Raw genomic sequence first — 13,335 nt, 5'->3', positions numbered from 1 at the left:
CAATTTAACATATTGGCGCCTTGCCCAAAATCCCTGTCGTTGTTAGAGTTTGCCGCACTTTTTTACCCACGCGTTGCCTAGGGTCCCTTTCCCATGTTCAAGAAACTGCGTGGCATGTTTTCCAGCGATCTTTCCATTGACCTGGGCACTGCCAACACCCTTATTTACGTGCGCGAGCGCGGTATTGTCCTGAATGAACCATCGGTTGTGGCCATTCGGACCCACGGTAATCAGAAAAGTGTCGTGGCTGTCGGTACCGAAGCCAAGCGCATGCTCGGTCGTACTCCGGGCAACATTGCTGCCATTCGTCCGATGAAGGACGGCGTGATCGCCGACTTCAGTGTCTGCGAAAAGATGCTGCAATACTTTATCAACAAGGTTCACGAAAACAGTTTTCTGCAGCCCAGCCCTCGTGTGTTGATCTGCGTTCCATGCAAGTCCACCCAGGTTGAACGTCGTGCCATCCGTGAATCGGCCCTCGGTGCCGGTGCCCGTGAAGTGTTCCTGATCGAGGAGCCGATGGCGGCCGCGATCGGTGCCGGCCTGCCGGTCGAAGAAGCCCGCGGTTCGATGGTTGTGGATATCGGTGGCGGTACCACCGAGATCGCCCTGATCTCCCTGAACGGTGTGGTGTACGCCGAATCCGTACGTGTCGGCGGCGACCGTTTCGACGAAGCGATCATCACCTACGTGCGTCGCAACTACGGCAGCCTGATCGGCGAGTCCACCGCCGAGCGCATCAAGCAGGAAATCGGTACTGCCTACCCGGGCGGCGAAGTCCGTGAAGTCGACGTTCGTGGCCGTAACCTGGCCGAAGGCGTGCCACGCGCATTCACCCTGAACTCCAATGAAGTGCTGGAAGCTCTGCAAGAGTCCCTGGCAACCATCGTTCAGGCCGTGAAAAGCGCGCTGGAGCAATCGCCTCCGGAACTGGCTTCGGACATCGCCGAGCGTGGCCTGGTGCTGACCGGTGGTGGCGCCCTGCTGCGCGACCTGGACAAGTTGCTGGCCCAGGAAACCGGTCTGCCGGTGATCGTCGCCGAAGACCCGCTGACCTGCGTAGCCCGCGGCGGTGGCCGTGCATTGGAAATGATGGACAAACACACCATGGACCTGCTCTCCAGCGAATAATCGCGCCGGGTGCATCCATGTGTTCCGCTCGCAGGCAGCACTTTGCAGTGCTGCCTGTTGGCGTTTATCTTCTGTCATTCTGCTCCAGGCCGGTTTGAAGCCGTATGAATAAAGAGAACATTTGCCTGGGAGGAGCGGCTTATTAAACCGCTTTTCGCCAAAGGCCCCTCATTGGGCGTACGCCTGTTGGTGCTGGTCGTGCTATCGGTCGCGCTGATGGTGGTCGATGCCCGCTTCACACTGCTCAAGCCAGTGCGTAGCCAAATGTCGCTGGTGCTGATGCAGTCCTACTGGATCACCGACCTGCCGCAACGGCTATGGCAGGGTGTGGCCAGTCAGTTTGGCAGCCGCACCGAGCTGGTCGCCGAAAACGAAAAACTCCAGACCGAAAACCTGTTGCTCCAGGGCCGCATGCAAAAGCTCGCCGCCTTGACCGAACAGAACGTTCGCCTGCGCGAGTTGCTCAACTCTTCCGCGCTGGTCAATGAGAAGGTCGAAGTGGCCGAGCTGATCGGCATGGACCCCAACCCCTTCACCCATCGCATCATCATCAACAAGGGTGAGCGCGACGGCGTGGTGCTCGGGCAACCGGTGCTCGATGCCCGCGGCCTGATGGGGCAGGTGGTCGAACTGATGCCTTACACCTCCCGCGTGTTGCTGCTCACCGACACCACCCACAGCATTCCAGTCCAGGTAAACCGCAACGGTCTGCGGGCGATTGCCAGCGGCACCGGCAACCCGGAGCGCCTTGAGCTGCGTCATGTGGCCGACACCGCGGACATCAAGGAAGGCGACCTGCTGGTCAGCTCCGGCCTGGGCCAGCGTTTCCCTGCGGGTTACCCGGTAGCGACGGTCAAGGAAGTGATCCATGACTCCGGCCAGCCATTCGCCATAGTGCGCGCCGTGCCGACGGCCGCCTTGAACCGCAGCCGATACCTGCTGCTGGTGTTCAGCGATAACCGCACCGCCGAAGAGCGTGCCAACGACGCCGCCCAGGCTCAGGAAGCGCAGGATCAGCAGGGTGGCGCCGTCACTCCGGTGGTTCCGGCGACCGTGCCCAAGCCTGTCGTGCCCGCGACGCCAGCGGCCGCGACCGCTCCAACTGCTCCGGCTGCTCCAGCCGCAGCCCCCGCGACACCAGCCGCCGCGACCCCGGTCAAGCCCGTGGCCCATCCGGCTCCGGTCAAGCCAGCCGTCACCAGATCCGCCGCGCCCAAGCCGCCTGCCGCGGCCCCGGCCTCCACGGGAGGAAGAGAATAATGTCCCGAAACGGCTGGATGGTCTGGCTGACCTTCGCCATCGGCATGCTGCTCAGCGTGTCCCCCTTGCCGCAATTCATGGAAATCCTGCGCCCGCTCTGGCTGGCCTTGCTGCTGGCGTTCTGGGCCCTGGCCCTGCCGCATAAGGTCGGCATGGTCACGGCCTGGTGCCTGGGGCTGGCCGAGGATGTGCTGTACGGCACATTGCTGGGGCAGAACGCGCTGATCCTGACCCTGATCACTTTCCTGGTGCTGTCGTTGCAACAACGCTTGCGCATGTTCCCGATGTGGCAGCAAAGCCTGGTGATCCTGGTGATCTTCGGCCTGGCGCAACTGGTCCAGCTGTGGCTCAGCGCCTTGACCGGCAACCGTCAACCGACCCTCGCGCTGGTTCTGCCGGCATTGGTCAGTGCCTTGCTCTGGCCTTGGGTCAGCTTCGGTTTGCGCGGGTTGCGCCGACGTTTCAAAATCAACTGATTCGGTCAGGCATTTGCCCGTACCTCGACAGGGAGATGTCTTGATGAAATCGCTTTACCTCGCCTCAGGCTCGCCCCGTCGACGCGAACTGCTCACGCAGATCGGCGTGCCTTTTACCGCCATCAGCGCGGATATCGACGAAACTCCTTTCCCCGATGAAAGCCCGGTGGCCTATGTCGAGCGCCTGGCGCGCGACAAGGCGGCGGCCGGGTATGCGCTGATCGCCGATGACCCGTCTGCGGCCTGTGTCCTGGGCGCAGACACCGCGGTGGTCCTGGATGGGCGAATTCTTGGCAAGCCCCTGGACCAGGCCGATGCGCAGTCGATGCTCATGGCCCTGTCGGATCGCGAACATGAAGTGCTGACCGCCATTGCCGTGCTCGATGGCCAGCGCTGCGAGTCGCGGGTGGTGCGCAGCCTGGTGCGCTTCCGGGCGATCGGCGATGACGAGGCAGCCCGCTACTGGGCCAGCGGCGAGCCCTGTGACAAGGCCGGCGGCTATGGCATCCAGGGGCTTGCGGCGATATTCGTGGCAGGGCTCAATGGCAGTTATTCCGCTGTCGTCGGCTTGCCGGTATGCGAAACCGCAGAACTACTTGGCCATTTCGGCATACCCTGTTGGCAAAACCTTGCAGTGCGCTAAGCGCCGTACCTGCTGATGCGGCCATCCATAGTGAATATGCCTGAACGAGACCCTGCCATGAGTGAAGAGATTCTGATCAACATCACGCCGATGGAGTCGCGCGTGGCGGTGGTCGAAAACGGTGTGCTGCAAGAAGTCCATGTCGAGCGTACCCAGCGTCGCGGAATTGTCGGCAATATCTATAAAGGCAAGGTGGTTCGGGTTCTGCCCGGCATGCAGGCGGCGTTCGTCGATATCGGCCTGGATCGCGCGGCGTTCATTCATGCATCGGAAATCTCCCTGCGCGAAGGGCCGGCGGTGGAAAGCATCGGCGCCCTGGTCCATGAAGGGCAGAGCCTGGTGGTGCAGGTGACCAAGGACCCGATCGGCTCCAAGGGCGCGCGCCTGACTACCCAGTTGTCGATCCCTTCGCGTTACCTGGTGTACATGCCGCGCACCGCCCATGTCGGCATCTCGCTGAAGATCGAGGACGAAGCCGAGCGCGAGCGCCTGAAACAGGTGGTCAGCGATTGCGTGGCCCAGGAAGGCATCAAGGAAGCCGGTGGTTTTATCCTGCGTACCGCCGCCGAGGGCGCGGGCGCCGACGAAATCATGATGGACATCCGTTACCTGCGCCGCCTGTGGGATCAGATCGGCGCGCAGATCAAGACCATCGGCGCCCCCAGCGTCATTTACGAAGACCTGGGCCTAGCCCTGCGTACGCTGCGCGACCTGGTCAGCCCGAAGATCGAGAAGATCCGCATCGACTCCCGGGAAACCTTCCAGAAAACCACGCAGTTCGTCGCCGAACTGATGCCGGAAATCGCCGATCGCCTGGAACACTATCCGGGCGAGCGGCCGATCTTCGACCTGTATGGCGTCGAAGACGAAATCCAGAAAGCCCTGGAGCGCAAGGTGCCGCTCAAGTCCGGTGGTTACCTGGTGGTCGACCCGGCGGAAGCCATGAGCACCATCGACGTCAACACCGGGGCTTTCGTCGGTCACCGCAACCTCGAAGAAACCATCTTCAAGACCAATCTCGAAGCGGCGACCGCCATTGCCCGCCAGCTGCGCCTGCGCAATCTGGGCGGGATCATCATCATCGACTTCATCGACATGGAGGATGAAGAACACCAGCGCCAGGTGCTGCGCACCCTGGAAAAACAGCTGGAGCGCGATCATGCCAAGACCAACATCATCGGCATCACCGAGCTGGGCCTGGTGCAGATGACCCGCAAGCGTACCCGGGAGAGCCTGGAGCAGGTGCTGTGCGAACCCTGCAGCAGCTGCCAGGGCCGCGGCAAGCTGAAAACCCCGGAGACCATCTGCTACGAAATCTTCCGGGAAATCCTGCGGGAGGCGCGGGCCTATCAGGCCGAAGGTTATCGGGTCCTGGCGAACCAGAAAGTGGTCGACCGGCTGCTCGACGAAGAGTCGGGTAACGTCGCGGAATTGGAGGCTTTTATCGGCCGGACCATCCGTTTTCAGGTCGAAACCATGTATTCCCAGGAACAATACGACGTGGTGCTGCTCTGAGTCCGCGTACCTTACATTTACCGGATACAGCTGGCCTCGTTGTGCATGACTCTTGCCACGGGGGCCAACTGACATGGAGCGTCTGATGCGCTTTCTCGCTGCTCTGACCCGCTGGGGGCTGGGGCTTTGTGCATTGCTGCTGGTGCTGACGGCCTTGTACGTCAGCCTGGGTCGGGAACTGACCCCGCTGGTGGCTGAATATCAGGCCGAGGTCCAGGCCAAGGCTCAGGAAGCCCTGGGCATGCCGGTGCAGATCGGCCGGCTGGAAGGCAGCTGGAGCGGGTTCTCGCCGATCCTGCTGGCCCGCGACGTGATAGTCGGCGAGGGCGCCAATGCCTTGCGCCTGGATCAGGTGCGGGTGGCGCCCGATCTGCCCGGCAGCGCCCTGGCGCGCCAGCTGCGGATCAAGCATCTTGAGTTCAGTGGCCTCAACCTGAGCCTGAAGGAAGGTCCGGATGGGCGCTGGGCGCTCGAAGGCCTGCCGGTGCGGGATAACCAGCCTATCGACCCCGAGCAATTGCTCAACCGCATGCAGATGGTCAGTGAGCTGTCGGTGCTCGACAGTCAGGTGACCCTGCAACCGCTCGACCATCCCGCGATTGCCTTGACCTACGTCGGCCTCAATCTGCGTGCCGGCCCCAGCCGTCAACGCCTGGATGCGCGCCTGACCCTGCCGGACGGCCAGCCTCTGGCGGTCAGCTTGCGCACGCGAATCCGCGCCAGCGCCTGGCGCGAAGGGCAGGTCGACGCTTACCTGAGCCTGCCACAAAGCAACTGGGCGAAATGGCTGCCGCCGCACGTAACCCAGCAGTGGAAGTTCTCCGAGCTCAAGGCCGGTGGCGAGTTCTGGCTCAGCTGGGGCGATGGTTTATTGCAGAGCCTGGTCGCGCGCCTGAATGCACCGCAGGTCAGCGGGGCCTATGACGAGCGCAAACCAATCACCGTGAAGAACCTGGCGCTCAATGCCTATTTCCAGCGCAACGACCAGGGCCTCAGCGTCGCCTTCGACTCGCTGGCCATGAACATCGGCGAGACGCGCTGGGAGTCCCGCCTGCAGTTGCAACAGACCGGTACCGTCAACAGTGCCGAAGAGCTCTGGCACTTGCAGGCCGACCGCCTCGACATGACGCCGCTCACGCCGGTCCTGGATGCCTGGGCGCCGTTGCCGGAAAAGGTCGCGACCATCATCGACAACCTCAAGGTCACGGGCGCGCTGCGCAACATCCTGTTCGACTTCCGGCCGCAGGTCAGCGGCGATCAGCGCCTGAGTTTTGCTGCCAACCTGGAACAGGTCGGGTTCAACGCCTATCACGGCGCGCCGGCGGCCCGTAACGTCAGTGGCAGCATCAGCGGCGACCTGGGGCAGGGCGAGTTGCGCATGGACAGCAAGGACTTTGCCTTGCACCTGGACCCGATCTTCGCCAAGCCCTGGCAGTACCTCCAGGCCAATGCCCGGCTGACCTGGAAGCTCGACCAGCAGGGTTTCACCCTAATCGCGCCGTACCTCAAGGTCCTGGGCGAGGAGGGCAAGATCGCCGGCGACTTCCTGATCCGCCTGCATTTCGACCACACCCAGGAAGACTATATGGACCTGCGGGTCGGCCTGGTCGATGGCGACGGTCGTTATACTGCCAAGTACCTGCCCGAAGTGCTCAGCCCGGCCCTGGACGAATGGCTGCGCACGGCGATCCTCAAGGGCGCGGTGGATGAAGGTTTCTTCCAGTACCAGGGTTCGCTGAACCATGGCGCGGCCGACACCGCGCGCAGCATCAGCCTGTTCTTCAAGGTGCACGATGCCGAGCTGGCCTTCCAGCCGGGCTGGCCGCATATCGGCAAGGTCAGCGGCGATGTGTTCATCGAGGACAGCGGTGTGCGCATCCTGGCCAGCAAGGGCCAGTTGCTCGACACCCAGGTGAGCGACGTCTACGTCAATATTCCCCATGTACCCGCGGGGCAAAGCACCCATATGTTCATCGACGGCGAGTTCGCCGGCGGCCTGGGTGATGGTCTGAAAATTCTTCAGGAAGCGCCGATCGGCACGGGCCCGACCTTTGCCGGCTGGCAGGGCGAGGGCGACCTGCAGGGCAAGCTGAAGCTGGATATCCCGCTGGTCAAGGGCGAAGAGCCGAAGGTGCTGGTGGACTTCAAGACCAACAAGGCACGGCTCAAGTTGAGCGAACCGGAGTTGGAGTTGAGCCAGCTCAAGGGCGATTTCCGTTTCGACAGCAGCAAAGGCTTGAGCGGCCAGGGCATCAGCGTCCAGGCCTTCGAGCGCCCGGTGACCGCGCAGATCTTTGCCGATGGCCGTCCCGGCAAGCTCGATACCCGGGTCGTCGCCAAGGGCCAGGTGTCGGTCAATAAGCTCACGGAGTGGCTGAAATACAACCAGCCGTTGCCGGTTTCCGGCGATATTCCCTACCAGCTGCAGCTCAACCTCGACGGTGCGGACAGCCAACTGATGGTCAGTTCCAGCCTCAAGGGGGTTGCCGTCGACTTGCCCGCGCCTTTCGGCATAGCGGCCAGCCAGGGGCGTGACAGTGTATTGCGCATGACCTTGCAGGGCGCCGAGCGGCGTTACTGGTTCGATTACGGCGATCTGGCCAACTTTACTTTCGCTGCGCCGAGCGGCAATTTTGCCGATGGCCGTGGCGAGTTGTTCCTCGGCGAGGGCGACGCCGTGTTGCCGGGGGGCAAGGGCCTGCGGGTGCGCGGTGTGCTGTCGGAACTGGATGTGGAGCCGTGGAAGGCGCTGGTCGATCGCTATGCCGGGCAGGACGCGGGCGGTAGCGCCAAGCAACTGCTCAGTGGCGCCGACTTCCGGGTCGGCAAGCTCAGCGGTTTTGGCACAACCCTGGATGAGGCCCGTGTGCAGTTGACGCGCAAGCCATCCTCCTGGGCCCTGCAGCTCGACAGCCAGCAGGCCAAGGGCAACGTGGCGATTCCCGATGCCAAGGCCGCGCCGATGGCGGTCAATCTGCAGTACGTGCGCCTGCCAGCCGCCGATCCGACGGTGCAGGCCGACGAGAACGCACCGGACCCGCTGGCCTCGGTCGACCCGAAGAAAGTCCCGGCGCTGGATCTCTCGATCAATCAGCTGTACCAGGGCAACGACCTGATCGGCGCCTGGTCGCTGAAAGTGCGCCCGACCGCCAAGGGCATGGCCTTCAACAGCCTCGACCTGGGCCTCAAGGGCATGGTCCTGCAAGGCGCCGGCGGCTGGGAAGGCGAACCCGGCGCGGCCACCAGCTGGTACAAGGGCCGCCTGGGCGGCAAGAACCTGGCGGACGTGCTCAAGGGCTGGGGCTTTGCGCCGACCGTGACCAGCGAAGAATTCCATATGGATGTGGACGGGCGCTGGCCCGGGTCGCCGGCCTGGGTCGGGCTCAAGCGGTTCTCGGGCAGCCTGGATGCGACCCTGCGCAAAGGCCAGTTCGTGGAAGTCGAAGGCGGGGCACAGGCCCTGCGGGTCTTCGGCCTGCTGAACTTCAACTCCATCGGCCGGCGCCTGCGCCTGGACTTCTCCGACCTGTTCGGCAAGGGCCTGAGCTACGACCGGGTCAAGGGTTTGCTGGTGGCCAGCAACGGCGTCTACGTGACCCGCGAACCCATCACCCTGACCGGGCCGTCGAGCAACCTGGAACTCAATGGCACCCTGGACCTGGTGGCCGACCAGGTGGACTCGAAGCTGCTGGTGACGCTGCCGGTGACCAACAACCTGCCGATCGCCGCGCTGATCGTCGGTGCGCCGGCGGTCGGCGGGGCGCTGTTCCTGATCGACAAGCTGATCGGCGACCGGGTGTCGCGCTTCGCCAGCGTCCAGTACAGCGTCAAAGGGCCCTGGAAGGACCCGAAAATCACCTTCGACAAGCCTTTTTGAAAAACCGCGGCCCGGGCCTATGGAGTAGCATGGCCACATATCCAACCTGGAGTGCGCCATGTCTCTTGCGGTGATTCAAATGGTCAGCCAGAGCGACGTGCTGGCTAATTTGCAGCAGGCGCGCAGCCTGCTGGAACAGGCGGCTGCCGGCGGTGCGCAGCTGGCTGTACTGCCGGAAAACTTCGCCGCCATGGGACGCCGCGACGCGGCGGCCATCGGTCGTGCCGAGGCGCGGGGCGAAGGTCCGATCCTGCCCTGGTTGAAACAGACTGCCCGCGACCTCAAGTTATGGATAGTGGCCGGCACCTTGCCGCTGCCCCCGGTGGACCAGCCGGAGGCCAAGGCCCGTGCCTGCTCGCTGCTGATCGACGAGCACGGCGAGCAAGTGGCGCGCTACGACAAGCTGCATCTGTTCGACGTGGACGTGGCCGACAATCGCGGCCGTTACCGGGAGTCGGATGACTATGCTCATGGAGAGCAGGTGGTGGTGGTGGTGGCGGATACGCCGGTGGGCCGGGTTGGCCTGACCGTGTGCTACGACCTGCGTTTCCCCGAGCTGTACAGCGAATTGCGAGCCGCCGGGGCGGAACTGATCAGCGCCCCTTCGGCGTTCACCGCCGTGACCGGCGCGGCGCATTGGGACGTACTGATCCGTGCCCGGGCCATCGAAACCCAGTGTTACCTGCTGGCGGCGGCGCAGGGCGGCATTCATCCGGGACCCCGGGAGACCTTCGGCCATGCGGCCATCGTCGACCCCTGGGGTCGGGTGCTGGCGCAACAGGATCAAGGCGAGGCCGTGCTGCTGGCCGAGCGCGACAGCAGCGAACAGGCGTCCATCCGGGCGCGCATGCCGGTGGCCAGTCACCGGCGCTTTTTCTCGCAAGGCGCGCAGCGACTTGCTTAAGAACGACGAATTTAAGGCGTAAAGCATATGAGCGGGTTGTTATCTTCAGTCAGTGAACACCTTCTGGCGCCCGGCGGCGTGACCCTGGAAAGCCTGCAGGGCGTGCTCGGCGATCTGGCCGGCCCGGGCATCGATGCCGCCGACCTGTATTTCCAGGGGCAGATTTCCGAGTCCTGGTCGCTGGAAGACGGCATCGTCAAGGAAGGCAGCTTCAATCTGGACCAGGGCGTTGGCGTGCGGGCGCAGTCGGGTGAGAAAACCGGTTTTGCCTACAGCAATGCCATCACACTCGAAGCGCTCGGCCTGGCTGCCCGGGCCGCGCGCTCGATTTCCCGTGCCGGGCAGAACGGCACCGTGCAGGCCTTTACCACCCAGGACGTGGCCCAGCTGTATGCGCCGGACAACCCCCTGGAAGTCATCAGCCGCGCGGAAAAGGTCGAGCTGCTCAAGCGTGTCGACGCCGCGACCCGCGCTCTGGACCCACGCATCCAGCAGGTCAGCGTCAGCATGGCCGGGGTCTGGGAGCGCATTCTCGTAGCCTCCACCGATGGTGGCCTGGCGGCGGATGTACGGCCTTTGGTGCGCTTCAACGTCAGCGTAATCGTCGAGCAGAACGGCCGCCGCGAGCGTGGCGGTCATGGCGGCGGCGGGCGCACCGATTACCGTTATTTCCTCAGTGAGGACCGCGCCATGGGTTACGCCCGTGAGGCTTTGCGTCAGGCCCTGGTCAACCTGGAAGCCATCCCTGCGCCAGCTGGCACTCTGCCGGTGGTACTGGGTTCCGGCTGGTCCGGCGTGCTGTTGCACGAAGCGGTGGGTCACGGCCTGGAAGGCGATTTCAACCGCAAGGGCAGCTCGGCCTACAGTGGGCGCATGGGCGAGATGGTGGCCTCGAAACTCTGCACCATCGTCGACGATGGCACCCTGGCCGGGCGGCGTGGTTCGCTGAGCATCGACGACGAAGGCACCCCGACCGAGTGCACTACCCTGATCGAGAACGGTGTGCTCAAGGGCTATATGCAGGACAAGCTCAATGCCCGCCTGATGGGCGTGGCCCGCACCGGCAACGGTCGCCGCGAATCCTATGCGCACCTGCCGATGCCGCGCATGACCAACACCTACATGCTGGGTGGCGAAAGCGATCCGGCGGAAATCATCGCCTCGGTGAAAAAAGGCATCTACTGCGCCAACCTGGGTGGCGGTCAGGTGGACATCACCAGTGGCAAGTTCGTGTTCTCCACCAGTGAGGCGTATCTGATCGAAGACGGCAAGATCACCGCGCCGGTCAAAGGCGCGACCCTGATCGGCAACGGGCCGGAAGCCATGAGCCGGGTGTCGATGGTCGGTAACGACCTGGCGCTGGACAGTGGCGTGGGGACATGTGGCAAGGATGGGCAGTCGGTGCCGGTGGGTGTCGGCCAGCCGACCTTGAAGATCGATGCGATCACCGTGGGTGGCACGGGCGCTTGAGGCGTGAAGCGGCGGGTGAGTTGCAGGGCAACCCACCCGAACCGAGGCTCAGCGCAGGCCGCGTTGAGTCTCGTCCAGCTCGCGGATGTATTTGAAGATTTTACGGCTGGAGGCAGGCGGCTTGTTATGGGCCACCTCATGCTGGGCCTGACGAATCAGGGAGCGCAACTGCTGACGATCCGCTTCCGGATAGTCAGCGACGAACTTCTCCAGGACCGCGTCATCGCCGGCGATCAAGCGATCGCGCCAGCGCTCCAGGCCATGGAAACGTTCGTTGTACTGGCGAGTCGAGGCGTCGAGCTGGTCCAGCAGCACCAGGATCGCGCTGGTGTCCTGATCGCGCATCAGCTTGCCGATGAATTGCAGGTGGCGTTTACGCGCGATATGGGCGACATGCTTGGGCGCATCCGCCAAGGCCCGGCGCAGGGCGTCGGTCAACGGCAGTTTGTTCAGCAAGTCGGGCTTGAGTGTTGTAAGGCGCTCGCCGAGGTCAACCAGAGCATGCAGCTCGCGTTTGACCTGGGATTTGCTTTTCTCCCCATCGAGGGAGTCGTCGTAAGAATCAACCATGGTGGCAGTCCGCAAAGAAACGCCGCCATGATAACCAGTCGGGGGCCGCTTGTCCGGCCCGGTCGCTCGAAGGCCTTAACCGAAAGCAGAATTTGAGTGGAGAAAACCATGAGTGCAGCACAAAGCGTCGGCCCGCAGGCTTTGCCGGCACTGCAGGAACAAGTCGAGCAGATCATCGCCGAGGCCAAGCGCCAGGGCGCCAGTGCCTGCGAAGTGGCGGTTTCTCTGGAGCAGGGCCTGTCGACTTCGGTTCGCCAGCGGGAAGTGGAAACCGTCGAATTCAATCGCGACCAGGGTTTTGGCATCACGCTCTACGTCGGCCAGCGCAAGGGCTCGGCCAGCACTTCGGCCAGTGGTCCCGAGGCGATTCGCGAAACCGTTGCCGCGGCCCTGGCCATCGCCAAGCACACCTCGGAAGACGAAAGCTCGGGGCTGGCCGATGCCGCGCTGATGGCCCGGGACGTGCCGGACTTCGACCTGTTTCACGCTTGGGACATTACCCCGGAGCAAGCCATCGAACGGGCACTGGCCTGTGAAGCCGCGGCCTTTGCCGCCGACAGCCGGATCAAGAACGCCGATGGCACCACCCTAAGCACCCACCAGGGCTGCCGTGTGTACGGCAACAGCCACGGTTTTATCGGCGGTTACGCCTCGACTCGGCACAGCTTGAGCTGCGTGATGATCGCCGAGGCCGACGGCCAGATGCAGCGTGACTACTGGTATGACGTCAATCGCCAGGGCCATCTGCTGACGGACCCGGTGACCATCGGCCAGCGCGCCGCGCAACGGGCCGCGAGCCGCCTGGGCGCGCGCCCGGTACCGACCTGCGAAGTGCCGGTGCTGTTTTCCGCGGAACTGGCTGGTGGATTGTTCGGCAGTTTCCTGGGGGCGATTTCCGGCGGCAACCTGTACCGCAAGTCGTCCTTCCTCGAGGGCGCGCTGGGACAGCGGCTGTTCCCCGAGTGGCTGACCATCGATGAGCGTCCGCACTTGATGCGCGCCCTGGGCAGTTCGGCCTTCGATGGCGATGGCCTGGCTACCTACGCCAAGCCTTTCGTCGAGAACGGCGAACTGGTGTCCTACGTGCTGGGGACTTATTCCGGGCGCAAGCTCGGCCTGCCCAGCACCGCCAACGCCGGTGGCGTGCACAACCTGTTCGTGACCCATGGCGAGGAAGACCAGGCGGCCTTGCTGCGCCGCATGGGCCGGGGCCTGCTGGTCACCGAGCTGATGGGCCACGGGCTGAACATGGTCACCGGCGATTACTCTCGGGGCGCGGCCGGTTTCTGGGTCGAAAATGGCGAAATCCAGTTCGCTGTCCAGGAAGTGACCATTGCCGGCAACATGCGCGACATGTTCAAGCAGATCATCGCCGTGGGTAACGATCTGGAGCTGCGCAGCAACATCCGCACCGGTTCGGTATTGATCGAACGCATGACGGTCGCCGGCAGCTAAATCGCAGCAGCGGCAACGAAAGCGCGCGTCCCGT

Annotated in this window: 10 protein-coding genes; 9 read left to right on the top strand and 1 reads right to left on the bottom strand. The window is 63.6% G+C overall.

Annotation, left to right across the window (positions count from 1 at the left end):
- Positions 1-93 precede the first annotated feature (93 nt).
- From mreB to tldD, 8 genes are all read left to right on the top strand, one after another.
- On the top strand, positions 94-1,131 hold the full coding sequence (gene mreB / locus J4D28_RS03230; RefSeq protein ID WP_002555108.1) for a rod shape-determining protein MreB: 1,038 nt from the start codon (positions 94-96) through the stop codon (positions 1,129-1,131).
- Positions 1,132-1,272: 141 nt separating this feature from the next.
- Positions 1,273-2,391, top strand: coding sequence for a rod shape-determining protein MreC (gene mreC, locus J4D28_RS03225; RefSeq protein ID WP_081001205.1), 1,119 nt, complete (start codon positions 1,273-1,275; stop codon positions 2,389-2,391).
- Positions 2,391-2,867: a rod shape-determining protein MreD gene (gene mreD, locus J4D28_RS03220; RefSeq protein ID WP_009042183.1), complete on the top strand. Its 477-nt coding sequence runs from the start codon at positions 2,391-2,393 to the stop codon at positions 2,865-2,867. The genes mreC and mreD overlap by 1 nt, the downstream gene beginning before the upstream one ends.
- Before the next feature lie 43 nt (positions 2,868-2,910).
- Positions 2,911-3,510, top strand: coding sequence for a nucleoside triphosphate pyrophosphatase (locus tag J4D28_RS03215; protein ID WP_053268213.1), 600 nt, complete (start codon positions 2,911-2,913; stop codon positions 3,508-3,510).
- 57 nt (positions 3,511-3,567) lie between these two features.
- Positions 3,568-5,025 carry a ribonuclease G gene (gene rng / locus J4D28_RS03210; RefSeq protein WP_007929907.1) on the top strand — a complete coding sequence of 486 codons (1,458 nt, stop codon included), beginning with the start codon at positions 3,568-3,570 and terminating at the stop codon, positions 5,023-5,025.
- 73 nt (positions 5,026-5,098) lie between these two features.
- Positions 5,099-8,902 (top strand): YhdP family protein, encoded by a 3,804-nt coding sequence (locus tag J4D28_RS03205; RefSeq protein WP_103330565.1) that lies wholly within the window; start codon positions 5,099-5,101, stop codon positions 8,900-8,902.
- A 58-nt stretch (positions 8,903-8,960) separates the two neighbouring features.
- A complete protein-coding gene (locus J4D28_RS03200) occupies positions 8,961-9,806 on the top strand; it encodes a carbon-nitrogen hydrolase family protein (RefSeq protein WP_103330562.1) in 846 nt (281 codons plus the stop codon).
- A gap of 27 nt (positions 9,807-9,833) precedes the next feature.
- The gene (tldD, locus tag J4D28_RS03195) at positions 9,834-11,276 is read left to right on the top strand and encodes a metalloprotease TldD (protein WP_007929903.1); all 1,443 of its coding nucleotides are present in this window, start codon (positions 9,834-9,836) and stop codon (positions 11,274-11,276) included.
- Between the two features lie 48 nt (positions 11,277-11,324).
- On the opposite strand, the gene yjgA is transcribed toward tldD, so the two are convergent.
- On the bottom strand, positions 11,325-11,846 hold the full coding sequence (yjgA, locus tag J4D28_RS03190) for a ribosome biogenesis factor YjgA (protein ID WP_009046993.1): 522 nt from the start codon (positions 11,844-11,846) through the stop codon (positions 11,325-11,327).
- A 108-nt stretch (positions 11,847-11,954) separates the two neighbouring features.
- Between yjgA and pmbA the strand changes: the two genes are divergently transcribed.
- Positions 11,955-13,301 carry a metalloprotease PmbA gene (gene pmbA, locus J4D28_RS03185; protein WP_009046994.1) on the top strand — a complete coding sequence of 449 codons (1,347 nt, stop codon included), beginning with the start codon at positions 11,955-11,957 and terminating at the stop codon, positions 13,299-13,301.
- The last annotated feature ends 34 nt before the right edge of the window (positions 13,302-13,335 follow it).

This window comes from Pseudomonas sp. GW531-T4, from assembly GCF_017349615.1.
GTDB lineage: Bacteria > Pseudomonadota > Gammaproteobacteria > Pseudomonadales > Pseudomonadaceae > Aquipseudomonas > Aquipseudomonas chlororaphis_I.
This window is presented reverse-complemented; position numbering and strand designations above follow the sequence as displayed.

Bases quoted from the DNA above. Each gene is read 5' to 3' on its own strand.
- J4D28_RS03200 (WP_103330562.1), top strand. From the start codon at position 8,961: ATGTCTCTTGCGGTGATTCAAATGGTCAGCCAGAGCGACGTGCTGGCT.
- J4D28_RS03215 (WP_053268213.1), top strand. From the start codon at position 2,911: ATGAAATCGCTTTACCTCGCCTCAGGCTCGCCCCGTCGACGCGAACTG.
- yjgA (WP_009046993.1), bottom strand. From the start codon at position 11,846: ATGGTTGATTCTTACGACGACTCCCTCGATGGGGAGAAAAGCAAATCC.
- rng (WP_007929907.1), top strand. From the start codon at position 3,568: ATGAGTGAAGAGATTCTGATCAACATCACGCCGATGGAGTCGCGCGTG.
- tldD (WP_007929903.1), top strand. From the start codon at position 9,834: ATGAGCGGGTTGTTATCTTCAGTCAGTGAACACCTTCTGGCGCCCGGC.
- J4D28_RS03205 (WP_103330565.1), top strand. From the start codon at position 5,099: ATGGAGCGTCTGATGCGCTTTCTCGCTGCTCTGACCCGCTGGGGGCTG.
- pmbA (WP_009046994.1), top strand. From the start codon at position 11,955: ATGAGTGCAGCACAAAGCGTCGGCCCGCAGGCTTTGCCGGCACTGCAG.
- mreB (WP_002555108.1), top strand. From the start codon at position 94: ATGTTCAAGAAACTGCGTGGCATGTTTTCCAGCGATCTTTCCATTGAC.
- mreD (WP_009042183.1), top strand. From the start codon at position 2,391: ATGTCCCGAAACGGCTGGATGGTCTGGCTGACCTTCGCCATCGGCATG.